16 protein-coding genes are annotated in these 19,374 nt (G+C 67.2%); 12 read left to right on the top strand and 4 right to left on the bottom strand.

What is annotated here, in order from left to right:
- Positions 1 to 28 precede the first annotated feature (28 nt).
- Positions 29 to 463, bottom strand: a complete 435-nt coding sequence (locus AC5P5R_RS15895) for a VOC family protein (protein ID WP_005410044.1) — start codon at positions 461 to 463, stop codon at positions 29 to 31.
- Between the two features lie 337 nt (positions 464 to 800).
- Here AC5P5R_RS15895 and AC5P5R_RS15890 point away from each other — a divergent pair, with 337 nt between their 5' ends.
- Positions 801 to 3,596, top strand: a complete 2,796-nt coding sequence (locus AC5P5R_RS15890) for a beta-glucosidase family protein (protein WP_099562638.1) — start codon at positions 801 to 803, stop codon at positions 3,594 to 3,596.
- Between the two features lie 101 nt (positions 3,597 to 3,697).
- On the opposite strand, the gene AC5P5R_RS15885 is transcribed toward AC5P5R_RS15890, so the two are convergent.
- Positions 3,698 to 4,594: a LysR family transcriptional regulator gene (locus tag AC5P5R_RS15885; protein WP_005410042.1), complete on the bottom strand. Its 897-nt coding sequence runs from the start codon at positions 4,592 to 4,594 to the stop codon at positions 3,698 to 3,700.
- Between the two features lie 105 nt (positions 4,595 to 4,699).
- Between AC5P5R_RS15885 and AC5P5R_RS15880 the strand changes: the two genes are divergently transcribed.
- From AC5P5R_RS15880 to AC5P5R_RS15870, 3 genes are all read left to right on the top strand, one after another.
- Complete coding sequence (locus AC5P5R_RS15880; protein ID WP_100438619.1) at positions 4,700 to 6,058, top strand: MFS transporter; 1,359 nt, start codon at positions 4,700 to 4,702, stop codon at positions 6,056 to 6,058.
- A complete protein-coding gene (locus tag AC5P5R_RS15875; protein ID WP_012480582.1) occupies positions 6,058 to 6,444 on the top strand; it encodes a DUF4440 domain-containing protein in 387 nt (128 codons plus the stop codon). Before AC5P5R_RS15880 ends, AC5P5R_RS15875 begins: the two co-directional genes overlap by 1 nt.
- Positions 6,445 to 6,665: 221 nt before the next feature.
- Positions 6,666 to 8,576: a CocE/NonD family hydrolase gene (locus tag AC5P5R_RS15870; RefSeq protein WP_065183513.1), complete on the top strand. Its 1,911-nt coding sequence runs from the start codon at positions 6,666 to 6,668 to the stop codon at positions 8,574 to 8,576.
- Between the two features lie 223 nt (positions 8,577 to 8,799).
- Here AC5P5R_RS15870 and AC5P5R_RS15865 read toward each other — a convergent pair whose 3' ends face one another.
- A complete protein-coding gene (locus AC5P5R_RS15865; protein WP_062607259.1) occupies positions 8,800 to 9,753 on the bottom strand; it encodes a helix-turn-helix transcriptional regulator in 954 nt (317 codons plus the stop codon).
- 447 nt (positions 9,754 to 10,200) lie between these two features.
- Here AC5P5R_RS15865 and AC5P5R_RS15860 point away from each other — a divergent pair, with 447 nt between their 5' ends.
- The 7 genes from AC5P5R_RS15860 (at position 10,201) to AC5P5R_RS15830 (ending at position 18,075) form a co-directional block, all read left to right on the top strand.
- The gene (locus AC5P5R_RS15860) at positions 10,201 to 10,959 is read left to right on the top strand and encodes an SDR family NAD(P)-dependent oxidoreductase (protein WP_012480580.1); all 759 of its coding nucleotides are present in this window, start codon (positions 10,201 to 10,203) and stop codon (positions 10,957 to 10,959) included.
- A gap of 126 nt (positions 10,960 to 11,085) precedes the next feature.
- Positions 11,086 to 11,538 (top strand): MgtC/SapB family protein, encoded by a 453-nt coding sequence (locus tag AC5P5R_RS15855; RefSeq protein WP_005413774.1) that lies wholly within the window; start codon positions 11,086 to 11,088, stop codon positions 11,536 to 11,538.
- A 223-nt stretch (positions 11,539 to 11,761) separates the two neighbouring features.
- On the top strand, positions 11,762 to 13,420 hold the full coding sequence (gene lldP / locus AC5P5R_RS15850; protein ID WP_012480579.1) for an L-lactate permease: 1,659 nt from the start codon (positions 11,762 to 11,764) through the stop codon (positions 13,418 to 13,420).
- Between the two features lie 53 nt (positions 13,421 to 13,473).
- A complete protein-coding gene (gene lldR, locus AC5P5R_RS15845) occupies positions 13,474 to 14,238 on the top strand; it encodes a transcriptional regulator LldR (RefSeq protein WP_012480578.1) in 765 nt (254 codons plus the stop codon).
- Between the two features lie 4 nt (positions 14,239 to 14,242).
- Positions 14,243 to 15,382, top strand: a complete 1,140-nt coding sequence (lldD, locus tag AC5P5R_RS15840) for an FMN-dependent L-lactate dehydrogenase LldD (RefSeq protein ID WP_005410033.1) — start codon at positions 14,243 to 14,245, stop codon at positions 15,380 to 15,382.
- The gene (gene dld / locus AC5P5R_RS15835; RefSeq protein ID WP_049442216.1) at positions 15,379 to 17,079 is read left to right on the top strand and encodes a D-lactate dehydrogenase; all 1,701 of its coding nucleotides are present in this window, start codon (positions 15,379 to 15,381) and stop codon (positions 17,077 to 17,079) included. Before lldD ends, dld begins: the two co-directional genes overlap by 4 nt.
- Positions 17,080 to 17,190: 111 nt before the next feature.
- Entirely contained in the window at positions 17,191 to 18,075 is an 885-nt protein-coding gene (locus tag AC5P5R_RS15830; RefSeq protein ID WP_065183515.1) for a hypothetical protein, read from the top strand.
- Positions 18,076 to 18,169: 94 nt separating this feature from the next.
- Here AC5P5R_RS15830 and AC5P5R_RS15825 read toward each other — a convergent pair whose 3' ends face one another.
- Positions 18,170 to 18,466: a hypothetical protein gene (locus AC5P5R_RS15825; protein ID WP_005413768.1), complete on the bottom strand. Its 297-nt coding sequence runs from the start codon at positions 18,464 to 18,466 to the stop codon at positions 18,170 to 18,172.
- A gap of 171 nt (positions 18,467 to 18,637) precedes the next feature.
- On the opposite strand from AC5P5R_RS15825, the gene AC5P5R_RS15820 reads away from it, so the two are divergent.
- Positions 18,638 to 19,312, top strand: a complete 675-nt coding sequence (locus tag AC5P5R_RS15820; RefSeq protein WP_100438617.1) for a decarboxylase — start codon at positions 18,638 to 18,640, stop codon at positions 19,310 to 19,312.
- Positions 19,313 to 19,374 lie beyond the last annotated feature (62 nt).

Genomic DNA, 19,374 nt, shown 5'->3' with positions numbered 1-19,374 from the left:
GGGTGCCGGGCGCAGCCCGGCCGTCCCCTCACCGGCCGTGCGGATCCGGCCGGTGATGCACGTACTCGACCACCGTGCCATCGGGATGCACCGCGTTGAACGCCGCCCCGGTGGGTACCACCTGCAACGGGAAGATGATCTCGGCGCCAGCCGCGACCAGTTTGTCGTGATAGGGCCGAACGTCATCGACCAGCAGTGTCCCCGTGGTCGAAGTGAACGGCGCCAGCGCCGTCTCGCTGCCCTCGATCAACAGGAACGCACCGACCATCGCCAGACGCAGCCCGGCCTCCGGAAACGGGAACCCCGCATCGGCCACCACACCCTGCAGCTGCTCGTAGAACGCCACGCTGCGCTCCAACTCCCCCGGGGCCACGAACACCCGGATCAACACGCGCGGCGCGCGCTGGCTGGAGGTGTCACAGCGGTCGCGCCAGAGATGGTCGAAGTCGCGATGGACGGTCATGGGCTCGGTTCGTGGCCAGGGACCCTCATTATCGGCAGCCTCGCGCGGCGCGCTGATGACCGCCGGTGATGGCCTGATAACCGCTGGCCGGGTTGCCCCTGTGACTTAGGTCCTGTTGACAGGTGTGAACGCCCTCGCACAATCTTCACAGGATTGGGTCGCCCTGCGCGGCCCGGGCAGGCAGGTTGTCACGCCGGGAGGAGGGTCCCGCGCGCAGACCGGCTCGTCCATCGGCCTGCGGGACGTTGCCTGGCAACCCCTGCGCGGCATGAACGCTGCACCCTTCGGCGGCACTTTCCCTGGACCGATTGCCTTGGCAACGGAATTACGCCTGCCGATGAAAACGTTTACAAAGCCGCTTGCACTGTCCCTGGCCCTGTCTGCCGCACTGGCCGCCCCGGCCTGGGCCGACCCTGCCGCGTTCACTGTGCTGACCCTGGAACAGGCCCCGACCGCCGAGGCGATGCCGGCCCTGGCCGCCCAGCTGAAGACCCTGCAGGTGGACGCGGTGAGCGTGCGCCAGGTGCAGCGCGGCATCGGCCAGGTCGATCCGCTGCAGGTGCTGGCCGATGGCCTGGGCTACGCGTACCGCTTCATTGCTGCCGGCAAGGATGATGGCCAGACCCAGCGCGGCCAGGCCGTGCTGACCCGGCTGCCGATCGCTGCTGAATCCGGCCCCGACCAGCCGGGCCTGAACTACCTGCGCCTGGACGACGGCCGCCACACCGTGGCGGTCTATACCGATGCCGGTGCAGGTGCGGCGCAGCTGCCGGCGCTGGTCACCCGTTCGCGGCTGGGTGCACCGGCGGTGCTGCTCGGCGCGGTGGCCGGTGAATCGGCCAAGGCCGCAGGCTTCGATCCGGCGCGTGTCGCGCTGGAAGCCGATGCCAGCTATTTCAGCGATGGCTTCCAGGCCGCCAGCAGTGCGCCGTTCAAGGTGGAAGGCAGTACCCTGCGCGCCACCCTGCTGACCCTGGCCTACGCCGACGACACGCATGGCGACAGGCCGTGGATGGACACCACCCTCAACGCCGACGCGCGCGCTGCGCTGCTGCTGAAGGCGATGACCGAGGATGAGAAGTTCCAGATGCTGCACAGCTACTTCGGGCTGGGCAAGGACGGTGGCCCGCTGCCGGAAGGCGCAGTCGGTTCGGCCGGTTTCGTGCCGGGCGTGGCGCGGCTGGGCATTCCGTCGCAGCAGTCGGCCGATGCCGGCGTTGGCGTGACCAATCCGGGTGGCATCCGCCCGGGCGATTTCGCCACGGCGATGCCGTCGGGCCCGTCCACCGCATCGAGCTGGAACCGTGAAGTCGCCTTCGCCGGTGGCGCCACGATGGGCCGCGAGGCATGGCAGCAGCGCTTCAACATCCTGCTGTCGGGCAGCGTCAACCTGCAGCGCGACCCGCGCAACGGCCGCAACTTCGAATATGCCGGTGAAGATCCGCTGCTGGCCGGCTCGATGGTTGGCGCGCTGATCCAGGGCGTGCAGAGCCAGCACGTGATCTCCTCGATGAAGCACTTCGCGCTGAACGACATGGAGACCCGCCGCAACTTCCACGACGTGCGCATCGGCGAACAGGCCATGCACGAGTCGGACCTGCTGGCCTTCGAGATCGCGCTGGAAGCCGGTCGCCCGGGCGTGGCGATGTGCTCGTACAACAAGATCAACGGCACCTACGGCTGCGAGAACGGCTACCTGATGAACCAGGTGCTGAAGCAGGAATGGAAGTTCCCCGGTTTCGTGATGTCCGACTGGGGTGGCGTGCACAGTGGCTCGAAGGCGGCGCTGGCTGGCCTCGATCAGCAGTCGGCCGGTGAAGTGTTCGACGCGGCAGTGTTCTTCGACGAACCGCTGCGCCTGGCCGTGCACGGCGGCGTAGTGCCGCAGGCGCGCCTGAACGACATGGTGGCGCGCATCCTGCGCACGATGTTCCTGCATGGCAACTTCGACAACCCGCCGCAGCACCAGAAGGTGGATGCCGAGGCCGGTTTCGCCGTCGCCCAGCGTACGGTGGAAGAAGGCAGCGTGCTGCTGCGCAATGAGGGCAACCTGCTACCGCTGGCCGACAGCGTGAAGCGCATCGTCATCATCGGCGGCCATGCCGACAAGGGCGTGATCGGTGGCGGTGGTTCGTCGATGGTGGGCGTGACCGCAAAGGGCACCAATGCGGTGCCGGGCGTGATGCCGACCACCTGGCCGGGCCCGGTGATCTTCCACCCGTCCTCGCCGCTGGAATCGCTGCGCGCCGCGCGCCCGGACGCGACCATCGAGTATGTGGACGGGACCAATGCCGCCGCTGCGGCCAAGGCCGCCGCGCAGGCTGACGTGGCCATCGTGTTCGCCACCCAGTGGGCCGCCGAATCGGTGGACCTGCCGGACATGCAGCTGCCGGACAACCAGGATGCCCTGATCTCGGCAGTGGCCAAGGCCAACCCGAAGACCGTGCTGGTGCTGGAAACCAATGGCCCGGTGCGCACGCCGTGGCTGGCGCAGGTGCCGGCGATGCTGCAGGCCTGGTACCCGGGCATCCGCGGTGGCGAAGGCATCGCCGCGCTGCTGACCGGCCAGGTCAATCCGTCGGGCCGCCTGCCGGTGACCTGGGTGACGGACGAATCGCAGCTGCCACGCCCGCACATCGACGGCCTCGGCTTCAAGCCGGCCAAGCCGTTTGGTGATGTGTTCGATTTCGATATCGAAGGCGCCAACGTCGGCTACAAGTGGATGGCGGCCAAGGGCCTGACCCCGACCTTCGCCTTCGGCCACGGGCTGTCCTACACCTCGTTCACCTATGAAAATCTGAAGGTGAGCGTGGAGGGCTCGCGCCTGGTCGCCAGCGTCGACATCCGCAACACCGGCAAGCGTGCCGGTGCCGACGTGGCCCAGCTGTACCTGAAGCTTCCGGCTGGCAGCACCACGCCGATCCGCCTGATCGGCTATGACAAGGTGAACCTGCAGCCGGGCGAACAGCGCCGCATCCGCATCGAAGCCGAGCCGAAGACCCTGGCCCACTACGATGCACAGGCGCGCCAGTGGAAGATCGACGGTGGCACCTACCAGGTCCAGCTGTCGCGCAATGCGGCCGAACCGCTGCAGAGCGTGGACGTGCAGCTGGTGGAGCAGGTGCTGCGCTGATGCCTGAAGACACGGCCCGCACAGGGCCGTGTCTGAAAAAGGGGACGGAGGGGATTAAGTCGTTTATGCACAAACGACTTAATCCCCTCCGTCCCCTTTTTTCATTTGCCAAACCACCCGCGCAGGAAATCGATCAGCTGCCGCACCTTCGGTGAGGGCTGCGTGCTGTGCGGGTAGACCGCGTATACGCTCTGCTGCGGGAAGCGGTGCTGGCGCAGCACCGGGCGCAGCCGGTCCTGGGCCAGGTCGTCCTCGATCAGCCAGCGTGGCAGCACGGTGACCCCGGCGCCGGCCACGGCGAAGGCACGCAGGCTGCTGGCACCATCTACGCGCACCACCGCATTGCCCGGGTTGGTGGCAAACAGGGCGTCGCTGCCATCCGGCGCCACCACCGGCACGTCGGCCAGGCGCGGGTAGCCGAGGCGGGGCAGGGTGCCCAGCTGCACGGGGTCGTCGGCAGCATCGGCAGAGGGCAGGCGTGCCAGCAGGGACGGAGCCGCCACGGGGCACAGTGGATGGCGTTCCAGTTCGCTGGCGTGCAGGCCCGAATCCGGCAGACGGCCAAGACGGATCGCCAGGTCGAAGCGCTCGGGAATCAGGTCCGCCGGCGCGGGAGACGTGGACAGGTGCAGCTGCAGCGCCGGGTGCCGCGCACGGAACGCCTCCAGCGCAGGAATCAAGCGTAGCTGGGCGTACTCCGGCGTGGTGGTCAGGCGCAGCACGCCCTGAAGCTGGTGCTGGTCGCGGCGCGCGGCATCGATCGCTGCCTGTGCGGCGTCCAACGCCTGCACGCAGTGCTGCAGGAACTGTTCGCCGGCCTCGGTCAGGGCCAGGTGGCGGGTACTGCGCAACAGCAGGGTCACGCCCAGCTCCTGCTCCAGCCGCTTCAGGTTGAAGCTGACCACCGCGCGGCTGAGGCCGAGCCGATCAGCTGCTGCGGTGAGGCTGCCGGCCTCGACCACGGCGCGGAAGATATCGAAGCGATCGAGGCTGACCATGGCAATTCATTGTCAAAGTGGATTTGACAGTGTTGCAGTTGCTGTCGTGTTTTTCCAACAAGGCCCGCACGGCATGCTGGCCGCTTCCCTGCTGGAGCGCCGCCGATGCCGTCCCCCCGCCTGCGCCATGAGGCGATCTTCCTGCTGGCGTTCGCCCTGGATCTGGTCAACATGTTCATCGCCACGGTGGCCTATCCGGCACTGGCAGCGGAACTGCACGCTGATGTCGGTACCCTGGCCTGGGTGGGCACCGCCTACATGCTGGGCCTGAGCGTGGTGATTCCGCTGGCGCCCTGGTTGGCCGCGCGCTGTGGTGAGCGTCGCCTGCTGCTGGTGGCGTTGCTGTTGTTCGCGGTTGCCGCTGTGCTGGCCGGCGCCGCACCGGGTATCGGCTGGCTGCTGGGCTGGCGCCTGCTGCAGGGGCTGGCCGGTGGCCTGCTGATTCCGGTGGCACAGGCGGCAGCGTACCGACAATGCACGTCCGACCAGCGTGGCGCGCTGACCCGCCGCATCCTGCTGGTGGCGCTGCTGGTGCCGGCACTGGCGCCCGCGCTCGGTGGGCTGCTGGTGCAGTGGTTGTCCTGGCGCGGTGTGCTCTGGGCCAGCCTGCCGCCGGCCGTGGTGGCGATCGGGCTGGTGCTGGCCTGGATGCCGGCCGATGGCGCGCGCAGTGCGCCGCGCCTGCAGGCCTATGCGCTGTCTACCGCGATGCTGGCGCTGGGCGCGTTGCTGCTGGCGCTGACCTGGCTGGGTGAACCCGGCCATCGGGCCGCCGGTGCCGTAATGCTGTTGATCGCAATGCTGTTGGCGGCGGCACACCTGCGGCATGCACGGCAGCAGACGCAGCCCCTGCTGCGCTGGTCGCTGCTGTCCCATCGGGGCCTGCGCCTGGCGATGCTGGTCTATCTGGCAGTGCCCGGTGTGTTCATCGGCAGTCAGCTGGTCAGTACCCTGCAGCTGCACCAGGTCGGTTACAGCGCGGCACGCATCGGCGCGTTGATGCTGCCCTGGGCGCTGGCCTCGGCCATTGCGATCACGGCCAGCAAGCGCCTGCTGGCGCGCTTCGGCCCGGCCACGGTACTGCGTATGGGAATGATCCTGCAGGCCAGCGGCCTGCTGTTGATGGCGATGCTGCCGCAGCCGGCCTTCGCGTTGGCCGGGCTGCTGTTCGCGCTGATGGGCGCCGGTGGCAGCCTGTGCAGCAGTACCGCGCAGACGCTGGCTTTCCACGGCGTGGAGGGTGAAGCGCTGGGCGATGCCAGTGCCCTTTGGAACCTCAACCGTCAGCTCAGTTTCTGCCTTGGTACTGCCGCCATTGCGCTGTTGCTGGCGCTGGCCATGCAGTGGCTGCCAGCACGCGCCACCAGCGTGGCTCTGGGTCTGGCCGCCGCAATGACGCTGTTGCCGATGGCGCTGTTGCGCCACTCGCACTCTGTTTCCCTTTCGCAACCTGAGAATGCCTGATGGATATCACCGCAGAACATGAAGTCCACCACCTGCACGACAAGCTGCAGGCCTGGTTCCGTGCCGATGTCGGCGCCGATGCGCTGGACGATCTGATGGCGCATTTCTGCGCGGACTTCAGCATGGTCGGCATCGCGGGTCGCAGACTGGACCGGAATGCCGTGCAGGCACTGTTCGCGGGTGGTCATGGCGCGCGTCCAGGGCTGCAGATTTCCATCGAAGCCGTGCAGGCGGTGGATGCGCTGTCACCGCTGGCGGTGCTGCGCTATCGCGAAGGGCATTCGCTCGATGGCGGCCGGCCCACATGGCGAGAGTCGCTGGCGGTGCTGCGCCAGGAGCAGGGGCGTTGGCGTTGGCTTGCGTTGCACGAAGTGCCGATGGCCTGACCGGCAGTGCCGGCCGCTGGCCGGCAACCGCGTAACGCGCCCCAGGATCATGAAGTTGCCGACCAGCGGCCGGCACTACCGGTCGTTGGCGAGCGCGGCGGCACCGCGGGCACATGTGCCATCAGTCCTGCCTGCATCCGCCGCAGAATGCAAAGCCCGCCCACACCTCACGGCTCAAGGCAGGAGTAGGCTTGAGGCTTTCCTGCCGGGAGGGGTTGTCCATGCGTGTGCGTGCCGTCGCTGTAGCCATTGCCCTTTGCCTGTCCAGCACCGTGCTGGCCGCCGATACCCCGCCGATGACCCCGGACATCAGCGGCAAGCCCTTCGTTGCCCCCGATGTCGGTCGTGACTACGACAAGCGCGTGGTGATGGTGCCGATGCGTGATGGCACCAGGCTGTATACGGTGATCGTGGTGCCCAAGGGCGCCCGCAATGCCCCGATCCTGCTGACCCGCACGCCCTACGATGCCGCTGGCCGCGCCAGCCGCAGTGATTCGCCGCGCATGCGCGACCTGCTGCCGCAGGGCGACGAGGTGTTCGTCGACGGCGGTTACATCCGCGTGTTCCAGGACATCCGTGGCAAGTACGGCTCTGAAGGCGATTACGTGATGACCCGGCCGTTGCGCGGGCCGTTGAACAACACCAAAGTCGACCACTCCACCGACGCCTGGGACACCATCGACTGGCTGGTGAAGAACGTGCCGGAGAGCAATGGCAAGGTCGGCATGCTCGGCTCGTCGTACGAGGGCTTCACCGTGGTGATGGCGCTGACCGACCCGCATCCGGCGCTGAAGGTGGCCGCACCGCAGAGCCCGATGGTCGATGGCTGGATGGGCGACGACTGGCTCAACTACGGTGCGTTCCGCCAGGTCAACTTCAACTATTTCGCGATGCAGACCGAGAAGCGCGGCAAGGGTACGCCGCTGCCCAGCCTCGGCTATGACGACTACAGCACTTTCCTGCGGATCGGTTCGGCTGGCGATTACGCGCGCTTCACCGGCGTGGACCAGCTGACCTGGTGGAAGAAGCTGGTCGAGCACCCGGCCTATGACGGCTTCTGGCAGGGTCAGGCGCTGGACGCGGTGATGGCGAAAACACCGTTGAAGGTGCCGACCATGTGGCTGCAGGGCCTGTGGGACCAGGAGGACATGTGGGGCGCCAACCACGCCTACCAGGCAATGGAAGGGCGCGACAGCGGCAACAACCGCAATTACCTGGTGATGGGGCCGTGGCGGCACAGCCAGGTGAACTACAGCGGCAGCGAATTGGGCGCGCTGAAGTTCGATGGCGATACCGCGCTGCAGTTCCGCCGTGATGTACTCAAGCCGTTCTTCGACCAGTATTTGGTGGACGGTGCGCCGAAGGCGGACACGCCGCCGGTGCTGGTCTACAACACTGGCGAAAACCACTGGGATCGCCTGAAGGGTTGGCCGCGCAGCTGCGACAAGGGCTGTGCTGCCAGCAGCAAGCCGTTGTACCTGCGGGCCGGCGGCAAGCTGGCATTCCAGGCGCCGGCGGCGGGCGAGGGCGACTTCGAGGAGTACGTGTCCGACCCGGCCAAGCCGGTGCCGTTCGTGCCGCGTCCGGTCCGCTTCGGTGACCGCGACATGTGGACCACCTGGCTGGTCAAGGACCAGCGCTTTGTCGATGGTCGCCCGGACGTGCTGACCTTCATCACCGAACCGCTGACCGCGCCGCTGCGCATCGGCGGCGCGCCGGTAGTGCACCTGCAGGCCTCGACCAGTGGCACCGACAGTGACTGGGTGGTGAAGCTGATCGACGTGTATCCGGACCAGGAAGCGTCGACGCCGGAGATGGGTGGCTACGAGCTGCCTGTGTCGCTGGCGATCTTCCGTGGCCGCTACCGCGAAAGCTTCAGCGATCCGAAGCCGCTGGCGGCGAACCAGGTGCTGCCGTACCGCTTCGGCCTGCCCAATGCCAACCACACGTTCCAGAAGGGCCACCGGGTGATGGTGCAGGTGCAGTCCAGCCTGTTCCCGCTGTACGACCGCAACCCGCAGACCTACGTGCCGAACATCTACCTGGCCAAGCCAGGCGATTACCAGAAGGCCACGCAGCGGGTCTGGCACAGCGCGGCGCAGGCGAGCTACATCGATCTGCCGGTGTATTGAGGCGGAGAGGATGACGCCGGGCATAGCCCGGCAGCACGTGTAGTGCCGGCCGCTGGCCGGCATCCGCGATGGCGCAGGAGCGTGTCGACCAAGGTCGACACCTACCAAGGCTGGGCCATGGCACGTCGATTCAGGCGGCTGCGGTAGTGCCGGCCGCTGGCCGGCATCCGTGATGGCGCGGGAGCGTGTCGACCAAGGTCGACACCTACCAGAGCATCAGCCTTCACCCCACCTTCGAGGGCCCCGTGCGCCAGCGGCTGGGGACCAGGCCGAAACGCTTGCGGAATGCCGCGGCGAAGTTGCTGGGATGACGGTAGCCGCTGGCGGCGGCGGCCTGCTCGACCGTCCAGCCGTCCTCGCGCAGGCCCTGTTCGGCGTGGCGCATGCGCTGCTCGTGCAGGTAGTCGAACACCGAGCAGCCGTACTGCTGGGCGAAATGACGGCGCAGCGAGCTGGGGCTCATGCAGGCCAGCTGGGCCAGCTCGACCAGGCTGTGGGCGTGACTGGGGTCGTCATGCAGGTAGGTACGCACGCGCTCCAGGCGCTCGCGCTGGCCGGCCCGCAGCGTTCGTACAGGGTCGGTCTGCAGATCCTCGGCCTTCAGGCCAACGGCCAGCAGCTGCAGAGCAACGCCCTCGCGCCACAAGGCGTCGATGCCATCTTCCCATGGGCTGTCGAACAACTGGCCGAGTACCGGCAGCAGGGTATGCGGAATGGCCCAGTGGCGGCATTCCAGGTGGCTGTTGAGCGCGGTCTCCAGCTGCGGCAGATGGAACAGATCCGGATCGATCTGGCCGGGCACCATGACGCTGACGCCGCGCATGCGCGTTTCGCCGGGATGCGCACCGGTCATCTCGACCTGCTCGCGGTGGTGCGCGGTCATCGCCGTGCCGGCGCGCAGGGTGAAACCACCGCGTCGCGGAATGCGCACATCGACCTGGCCCTGCAGCATCACGCGGATGGCCAGGCCGGGACTCTGCTGGGCGGTCGCTACATAAGGAAAGCGATTATGGACGTCGGAGGCGATCAGGCTCATGCCGCCGCGCAGGAACTGCTCGTTGACCTCGCCATGGCCGGCCCACTGGTCGTCGCGCAGGTGTTCCGGGTCAGCGCGGTAATCGAAGCCATGACGGTGGCCGAAGCGGCGGTAATCGGCAAAAGTGAAGTATCGGGACATCGCTCGGCACGTACTTTGGAGGTGGACGCTGGCATGACCTCGCCCACGCGCTCTGCAACGCAGATGCGGATCCGGTCGTTACCCGCGCAGGCATGCTGGGACGCAGTGGCGTGGGCACTCTGGATGGCTGGGGAAACGCCAGGTTGAATGGAGTGTGTCGAAGAAACTGGAAACGTTTCCCATTGTCGCCTCGATTCGCGCGCTTTTGATTCCAATAGGGTCAAAACGATTGACGATTACGGCCAAAGTGAAAATGCCGCCGAGCATACGCCGGCGTTTTGCATGCATATCCGTACGCAATTCCATACATCAACTTGAGTTGAGGTTTCATGGCTGGAACGATCGCCCGTAGACGCGGTGTCAGCCAGGCCATCACATGCACGCGCGTAGGGTGGGGCGGTTGGCTGCTGCAGGCCACTTCGATACCCCCACTGATGGAGAACACAGATGATTGACTACCAACTCACCGGCAAGACCGCGATCGTGACCGGCGGCGTGTCCGGCATTGGTCTGGCCGTGGCGCAGACCCTGGCGGCGTCCGGCGCGCGGATCTCGGTCTGGGACCTGAAGCAGGATGCGGTGGATGCCACCGTGGCGCAGTTGCGCAATGCCGGTGCACAGGCGATTGGCATCGCGCTGGACGTCACCGACGACGCAGCGGTGGAGGCGGCGGTGCAGCGCACGATCAAGGAACTCGACGGCCTGCATGTGGCGGTCAACAACGCCGGTATCGGCGGGCCGGCCGCCAGCAGCGGTGACTATCCGATTGATGGCTGGCAGCGGGTCATCGACGTCAACCTGACCAGCGTGTTCCTGTGCCAGCGTGCGCAGATCCGGGCAATGCGAGCCGCTGGAAGCGGCGGCAGCATCATCAACATGGCCTCGATCCTGGGCCAGGTGGGGTATGCCGGTTCCACCGCTTATGCGGCGGCAAAGCACGGCGTGGTCGGGCTGACCCAGACCGCCGCGTGGGAACATGCCGCCGACGGCATTCGTGTCAACGCGGTCGGCCCGGGCTTCATCAGCACACCGCTGCTGGAGAAGATGGACCCGAAGGTGCGCGCCACGCTGGAAGGCCGTCACGCCTTGAAGCGGCTGGGTACGGCCGAGGAAGTGGCGGCGCTGGTGGCCTGGCTGGCCAGCGACGATGCCTCGTTCGCGACCGGCGCGTACTACGCCATCGATGGTGGCTACCTGGCGCAGTGAGCGAATGCGGTCAGTAGATCCACGCCATGCGTGGAGGAATGCGTGCGGTGAAGAAGGCGTGCCATCGCCTTCACCGCCGTCCCACGATCGCCGCGCGACGCTCCGGGAAAATTCCGGAGCTTTCCCATGGAACTTACCCAGGATGTCTCGATCCTGCTGCGCGTTGCCGCAGCGATGCTGTTCGGCGGCGTGCTCGGCGTCGAGCGCGAGATGGGCAAGCACGCCGCTGGCCTGCGTACGCACATGCTGATCGCAGGGGCCGCCGCGTTGATCGTCGGCCTTGGCGACTCGGTGGCCGAGCATTTCCAGCAGGAGCGCTACCGCGACCTGCTGCAGGTTGATCCGGTACGCCTGATCGAAGCGGTGGTGGCCTGTGTCGGCTTCGTTGCCGCTGGCACCATCCTGCGTGGGTCACGCGAGGACCAGGTCAGCGGCCTGACCACGGCCAGCTCGTTGATCATGGCGGCGGCCATCGGGATTGCGGTGGGGATCAGCAAGTACGTGATTGCCATCGGCGTGAGCGTGCTGTGCGTGCTGGTGCTGGCAGTGATGCGGCGGCTGGAGAAACGGATCTCGTAGGGAATCTCGAATTGCCGGCCAGCGGCCGGCACTACCATGCGGACTAAATGGTCGGACCAATATGGCATCTAGCCCTATGGTCTAATAGGTTCCTCGCCGGAGTGGCGGTTAAATCCGCTGCAAGTGGTCTGATCGAAATCATTATTGGTACGACCAATAATCGACAGCCACGGCGATCCACCGCCTGCGGTGGGGCACCTTCCGCATCCAGTCGAGAGTCTTCATGCAGCCCTGGCAACACCTGTACGACCCCGCCGGCAACCTGTGGTTGTCGAGCCTGATCGCGCTGCTGCCGATCGCGTTCTTCTTCGTTGCCCTGGCCGTGCTGCGCATGAAGGGCTGGCTGGCCGGCACGATCACCGTGGCCATCGCGCTTGGCGTGGCCCTGCTGTTCTACCGCATGCCGCTGAGCCAGGCGCTGGGTGCGGCCGGCTTCGGCTTCGTCTACGGCCTTTGGCCTATTGCCTGGATCATCATCGGCGCGGTGTTCCTCTACAAGGTCTCGGTCAAGACCGGTCAGTTCGACATCATCCGCGCTTCGATCCTGTCGGTGACCGAAGACCAGCGCCTGCAGATGCTGATGGTCGGCTTCGCCTTCGGTGCCTTCCTGGAAGGCGCGGCCGGTTTCGGCGCACCAGTGGCGATCACCGCGGCGCTGCTGGTCGGGCTGGGCTTCAAGCCGCTGTATGCCGCCGGCCTGTGCCTGATCGTCAACACTGCGCCGGTGGCGTTCGGTGCAATGGGCATTCCGATCATCGTGGCCGGGCAGGTCACCGGCCTGGATGCCTTCGAGATCGGCCAGATGGCCGGCCGCCAGCTGCCGTTCCTGACCGTCATCGTGCTGTTCTGGATCATGGCGATCATGGATGGCTGGCGTGGCATCAAGGAAACCTGGCCGGCGGTGCTGGTGGCCGGTGGCTCCTTCGCCATCGCGCAGTACCTGACCTCCAACTTCATCGGTCCGGAACTGCCGGACATCACCGCCTCGCTGGCGTCGCTGGTCTGCCTGACCCTGTTCCTGCGCCGCTGGAAGCCGGTACGGATCTTCCGCTTCGATACCGAAACCAGCGCCGAGGCGGCCGCACAGGCACTGGAGGCGCCGCGCTACAGCATCGGCCAGATCGCCAAGGCGTGGTCGCCGTTCCTGATCCTCACCGCGATGGTCACGCTGTGGAGCATCAAGCCGTTCAAGTCGCTGTTCGCGGCAGGCGGCCCGCTGGAAGGCTGGGTGCTGAAGCTCCCGGTGCCGGGCCTCGACCAGAGGGTGCAGAAGATGCCACCGATCGTGGACGCGCCGCTCAGCTATGAGGCGGTCTACAAGTTCGACTGGTTCTCGGCCACCGGCACCTCGATCATCCTCGCGGCGGTGATCGCGATCATCGCGCTGCGCATGCCGGCCCGGTCGGCGCTGCAGACCTTCGGTGAAACCGTGCGTGAGCTGCGCATGCCGATCTATTCGATCGGCATGGTGCTGGCCTTCGCCTTCATCGCCAACTATTCGGGCCTGTCGGCAACGCTGGCGCTGGCACTGGCGCACACCGGCGACGCCTTTCCGTTCTTCTCGCCGTTCCTGGGCTGGCTGGGCGTGTTCCTGACCGGCTCGGACACCTCGTCCAACGCGCTGTTCTCGGCGCTGCAGGCGACCACCGCGCAGCAGATCGGCGTGTCCGACGTGCTGCTGGTGGCGGCCAACACCACCGGCGGCGTCACCGGCAAGATGATCTCGCCGCAGTCGATCGCCATTGCCTGCGCGGCGGTTGGCCTGGCCGGCAAGGAATCGGACCTGTTCCGTTTCACGGTCAAGCACAGCCTGGTCTTCACCACCATGGTCGGCCTGATCACCCTGGCCCAGGCCTACTGGCTGACCTGGATGATCCCCTGAGCCATGCACGGCTGGCCGACCACCCGCTGCGCGCTTCGGGCCACAATGGCGCCATGAGCACGCAACGTATCTCGGACAAGGTGGCCGCGCAGCTGCGCGGCCTGGTGCAGGAACAGCGGCTGCAGCCGGGCGATCGGCTGCCGGCCGAACGCACGCTGGCGGTGCAGCTGGGGGTCTCGCGCACGGCGTTGCGCGAGGCCATCGCGCAGCTGGCCAGCCAGGGCCTGCTGACCGCACGGGTCGGTGGCGGCACCTACGTGGCCGAACCGGCGGCGCGCGCGCGGCAGGCGCTGGATGAACCGCTGGCGCCGTACCTGCCGCTGTTCCAGGGCGACCCGGAATACCGCTTCGACGTACTGGAGATCCGCCATGCGCTGGAAGGCGCCACCGCCTGGCATGCGGCGCTGCGTGCCACCGACGAGGACCGCACGCGCATCGCGCAGGCCTTCCAGACCATGATGGACGCGCACGGCAAGGACGACCCCACCGGTGAAGCGGAGGCTGACGCGGCCTTCCACCTGTCCATCGCCGAGGCCTCGCACAACCTGGTGCTGCTGCAGGTGATGCGCGGCCTGTTCGAACTGCTGCAGACCAACATCTCGCAGAGCCGCGAGAAGCTCTACACCTCGGCGAGGACCTTCTCGCCGCTGTCCGACCAGCATCGCGAGATGATGGACGCGGTGCTGGCCGGCGACCCCGAACGCGCGCGCGCCGCCGCGCATGCCCACCTCGAGTTCGTGCACACCACGCTGCGCACGCTCGATGACAACGAAGCCCGGCGTGCGCGGGCCTCGCGTCTACCTTCCCCACACGGTTGACCCCATGATCATCTCCGCCTCCACCGATTACCGTGCTGCTGCCGAACGGCGGCTGCCGCCGTTCCTGTTCCACTACATCGATGGCGGCGCGTATGCCGAGCACACGCTGAAGCGCAACGTTTCCGACCTGTCCGACATCGCGCTGCGCCAGCGCATCCTGCGCAACATGTCCGACCTGAGCCTGGAAACCGAGCTATTCGGCGAAACGCTGGCAATGCCGGTGGCGCTGGCGCCGGTCGGCCTGACCGGCATGTATGCCCGGCGCGGTGAAGTGCAGGCGGCGCGCGCGGCCGACAGCCGCGGCATCCCGTTCACGCTGTCGACCGTATCGGTGTGCCCGATCGAGGAAGTGGCACCGGCCATCCAGCGGCCGATGTGGTTCCAGCTGTACGTGCTGCGCGACCGTGGCTTCATGCGCAACGCACTGGAGCGGGCGCAGGCCGCTGGCGTGACCACGCTGGTGTTCACCGTGGACATGCCGGTGCCGGGTGCGCGCTACCGCGATGCCCACTCCGGCATGAGCGGCCCGAACGCCTCGCTGCGCCGTATCGGCCAGGCCATCACCCATCCGCACTGGGCGTGGGACGTGGGACTGTTCGGCCGCCCGCATGACCTGGGCAACATCTCCACCTACCGTGGCAACCCGACCGGGCTGGAGGATTACATCGGCTGGCTGGGCAGCAACTTCGATCCCTCCATTTCCTGGAAGGACCTGGAGTGGATCCGCGAATTCTGGAAGGGCCCGATGGTGATCAAGGGCATCCTTGACCCGGATGACGCGCGTGATGCGGTCAGGTTCGGTGCCGATGGCATCGTGGTCTCCAACCACGGTGGCCGCCAGCTGGACGGCGTGCTGTCCACCGCACGCGCACTGCCGGCGATTGCCGACGCAGTACAGGGCGATCTGAAGATTCTCGCCGATTCGGGCATCCGTACCGGCCTGGACGTGGTGCGCATGTTGGCGCTCGGTGCCGATACCGTGCTGCTGGGGCGCGCCTTCGTCTATGCGCTGGCCGCGCAGGGCGAGGCCGGCGTGGCCAACCTGCTGGACCTGATCGCCAAGGAGATGCGCGTGGCGATGACACTGACCGGTGCGCGTCGCATCGCTGACATCGGCCGCGATTCGCTGGTCAGCCTGCCATGAATGGCCACGATGCCGTGCTGGCACAGTTGCGCGACGCGGTCGGCAGCCGCCATGTACTGACCGGCGACAAGGCCACGCGCCGCTTCCGTCGCGGCTACCGCTTCGGCGATGGCCCGGTACTGGCAGTGGTGCGCCCGGGTACCTTGCTGGAACTGTGGCGCGTGCTGCAGGCAGCGGTGCAGGGTGGGGCGGCGGTCATCCTGCAGGCGGCCAATACCGGGCTGACCGGTGGCTCGACCCCGGACGGCGATGACTACGGCCGGCCGATCGTGCTGGTCAGCACGCTGCGCCTGACCGGCATCCAGCTGTTGAACGAAGGCCGCCAGGTGCTGTGCCTGCCCGGTGCCACGCTCGACCGCCTGGAGCAGACGCTGGCACCGCTGGGCCGTGAACCGCATTCGGTGATCGGCTCGTCCTGCATCGGCGCCTCGGTGCTGGGCGGCATCTGCAACAACTCCGGCGGCGCGCTGGTGCGCCGTGGCCCGGCCTACACCGAGCTGGCGCTGTACGCGCGGGTCGATGCGCAGGGCCAACTACAGCTGGTCAACCATCTCGGCATCGCGCTGGGCGATACGCCCGAGCAGATCCTGCAGCGCCTGCAGGCCGGCGACTACAGTGCGTCGGATGTGGGGGACGGCGACGGCCGCGCGGCCTCCGATCCGCGCTACGCCGACGAAGTGCGCAAGGTCGACGCCGATACCCCGGCGCGCTTCAATGCTGATCCCAGCCGCCACTACGAGGCTGCCGGTTCGGCCGGCAAGCTGGCGGTGTTCGCGGTGCGCCTGGATACCTTCGAAAAGGAGGCCGCCGAAGTCTTCTACATCGGCAGCAACCGCACCGACAGCCTCACGGCGATCCGGCGCCAGCTGCTGACCGGCTTCGAGCGCCTGCCGATTGCCGGTGAGTACATCCACCGCGATGCCTATGACATCGGCGAGCGCTACGGCAAGGACAGCTTCCTGCTGATCGATCGCCTCGGCACCGCACGTGTACCTGCCGCGTTCGCATTGAAGAGCCGCGTCGACGGCTGGTTCGAACGGCTGGGCCTGCGTGGGGTGACTGACCGGGTGATGCAGGTTCTGACCGGCCTGCTGCCCTCGCACCTGCCCAAGCGCATGGGCGAGTTCCGCCAGCGCTACGAGCATCACCTGTTGCTGAAGGTCTCTGCCCAGGACGCTGCGGAAACCGAGGCCTGGTTGCGCGCCTTCTTCGCCGGGCACGAAGGCGGCTTTTTCCACTGCACGGCCGAGGAGGGGCGCAAGGCGTTCCTGCATCGCTTCGCCGTGGCCGGTGCCGCGGTGCGCTACCGCGAAGTGCATCGCGGGCAGGTGCAGGACATCGTGGCGCTGGACATTGCCCTGCGCCGAGATGATGCCGACTGGTTCGAGCAGTTGCCGGCCGATGTCGACGGCCGCCTGCTGCACAAGCTGTATTACGGGCACTTCCTGTGCCACGTGTTCCACCAGGACTACATCGCGCGCAAGGGTGAAGACCCGATGGCGATCGAGCACGCGATGTGGGCGCTGCTGGACCAGCGCGGTGCCGAGTACCCGGCCGAGCACAATGTCGGTCACCTGTACCCGGCCAAGCCGGCGCTGGCCGGGTTCTACAGGCAGCTGGACCCGAGCAACACGTTCAATCCCGGTATCGGCCAGACCTCGAAGGCCAAGGGCTGGGGTGGCTGCGATTGCGGATGATGTAGAGCCGCCCCTATGCTCGGCTGCTCCTGCCGACAGACAGCAGACGAGCATGGCTCGACGCCGCCCGGGCAACGGTTACCATCGGAAGCCCATCCGCAGGAGCCATCCATGCCCACCGCCGCCGTCCGCGCCACCCTGTGCACTGCATTGCTGGCGACCCCGCTGCTGGCGCTGGCCCAGAGCGCGATCCTGCCGCAGCAGCGCGATGCCGCCGGCAACGTGATGGAGCCGCTGGGACAGGTACTGATCGCGAGTGAGACTGGACCGTCGGGGCTTTATGACTGCACGCGGGACGGCAACTGGTGCGTGCGCGTGCAGCCGGTTGCCGAGGAGGGTGACCGGCCGACCGTGCTGGAAGTGCTTGAGAAGGCACCGGGCCAGGGCAAGCCGCACAGCTACCACGTCAGCATCGACGTGCCGCAGGAAAGCGAGCTGTCGCTGTGGCCATGGATCGTGCGGCTGGCCCCTGGCGTGGGCAGCGATGAACCGGTGACCGACCCGCAGCAGCGCGCCCGCCAGAATGTGCTGGTGGGTGGCATCGTCAAGTTCAGCACCATGTACTCCGGTGGAGGTGCCGACGCGTCCACGCTGCAGCTGGCACGCGTGCGTCACCTGCAGGACGACATCCAGGTGGACGACGACGTGCTGACCGTGCCATGGCTGGGCAATGCGATGATCCGCGCCTGTTTCAGCGAGCAGGACATCAAGCAGCGCGCCGGTGCCTGCCACGACGAATACGGGTTCTCGGCGAAGCTGGCGCTGGATACGGTTGCCGAGGGCATGCCAGTGCTGCGCTACCAGACCGTGGCGACCCGGTTCCCGGCCGGTGTTTCGCGCTTCGAGGATTCGCTGGCCAGGGGGCCGCTGAAGAAGCAAGATCTGCGCATCGAACAGGACCCTGTGTGTACCTACACGCGGCTGTTCCGCTTCGGGGCGGGGATGTTCCACCCGGACCAGGCACTGCCGGACTGTGCCGGCTATACCGAACCCTGAAATGTAGCGTCGAGCGATGCTCGACTGGTCTTCGGGTGGGCCGCGCGAAAAGCCAGTCGAGCATGGCTCGACTCTACAAGAGCGGTGGCGGCGCTTACTCGCAGCGGGTGGACGTGATGATGTTGTCCTTGTCCACGAACACGCGCAGGCGGTCCTGGCGGATGTCCTTGGTGGTGATGGTGCTGGGACCGATCGGGTTGACCAGGCCGGCACCACTCTCGCGGGACAGGCGGCGGATGTTGGGCTCGTTGGCCGGCTGGCCGATCGCCCAGCCCAGCTGGCTGGCGTCGCAGCGGCCGCTGCCTTTGACCTCCGGGCCAGGGGTGCTGACGCAGGCCGACAGCAGCAGGGCAGAGGCCGGCAGCAACAGGGACAGACGGAATGCAGACATGCGAGCGCTCCTGCGCAGGGGAAGATGGCGGGAACGATAGCACCGAGCGTGCGAAAGGCGTCAGCGCCCCGGTCATTGCCGGCACAGCGTGGTCATTGCATAGTGGGAGCAATGGCTGGCAGTACGCCAGCGGGCAGGCCGGGCCTTTCCGGCGCAGGTGTTGGATACGGTATGACGGCAGGCAGTTTGCGCGGCAAGGACAAGACGATGACGGCGCTGGTGTTGTCGTTGCTGGGCGTAGCGTTTGCCGCCTCCGCCTCCGCCTCCGCCTCCGCTGCCGATCCGGAACCTGCGCCGATCGAAACCCCGGTATTCGGCGCCTGGCGCAACCTGCAGACCGAAGCGGGCTACGAGCCTGCGCAGCGCAACCTGGCGTTTGCCATGCTGCCGCAGGCGGCGACCCGAGGCGATCGTTTCGCCATCCTCGACCGTGAAGGCAAGCGGACGGTGTGCTGCCTGCAGGTGGCCAGTCCCTCGCTGGGCGTGGCTGCGCTGCGCGAGCAGTACCACCTGCCGCAGGCCTGGGTGACCGACCTGAGCAATGGCCGCAGCCCCGCACGCCCCTATGTGCCGCACGTCTATGCGATGCAGCGGGTGGACGAGCTGGTCGACTACAGCTTCGCCGATGTGCCTGGCGCCTACAGTGACCTGGGCGGGCTGCTGATTCCGGAAGGTGCAGCGCTGGAGGCCGACGGCAGCGCCGTGCGCCTGGGGGACACCCGCTACCCGCTGCATTTCCAGCGCCAGCCGCACGCCGATGACGATGGGGCGCTGGACCGCTACAGCCTGCAGGCCGGCGAGGGTGCCGCCCCGATCGTGGTTGAAGTGCCGTTCGGCACCTACTGATTGCAGCTTCGCACTGGCTAGAATGCAGCGCGGCGCTGTCTGCCGTGCCTGCTCCGTGAGTC

This window comes from Stenotrophomonas sp. YJH_SMC_19 (assembly GCF_059367915.1).
The sequence above is the reverse complement of the archived record's forward strand: the minus strand, read 5'-3'. Positions and strand labels throughout refer to the sequence as shown.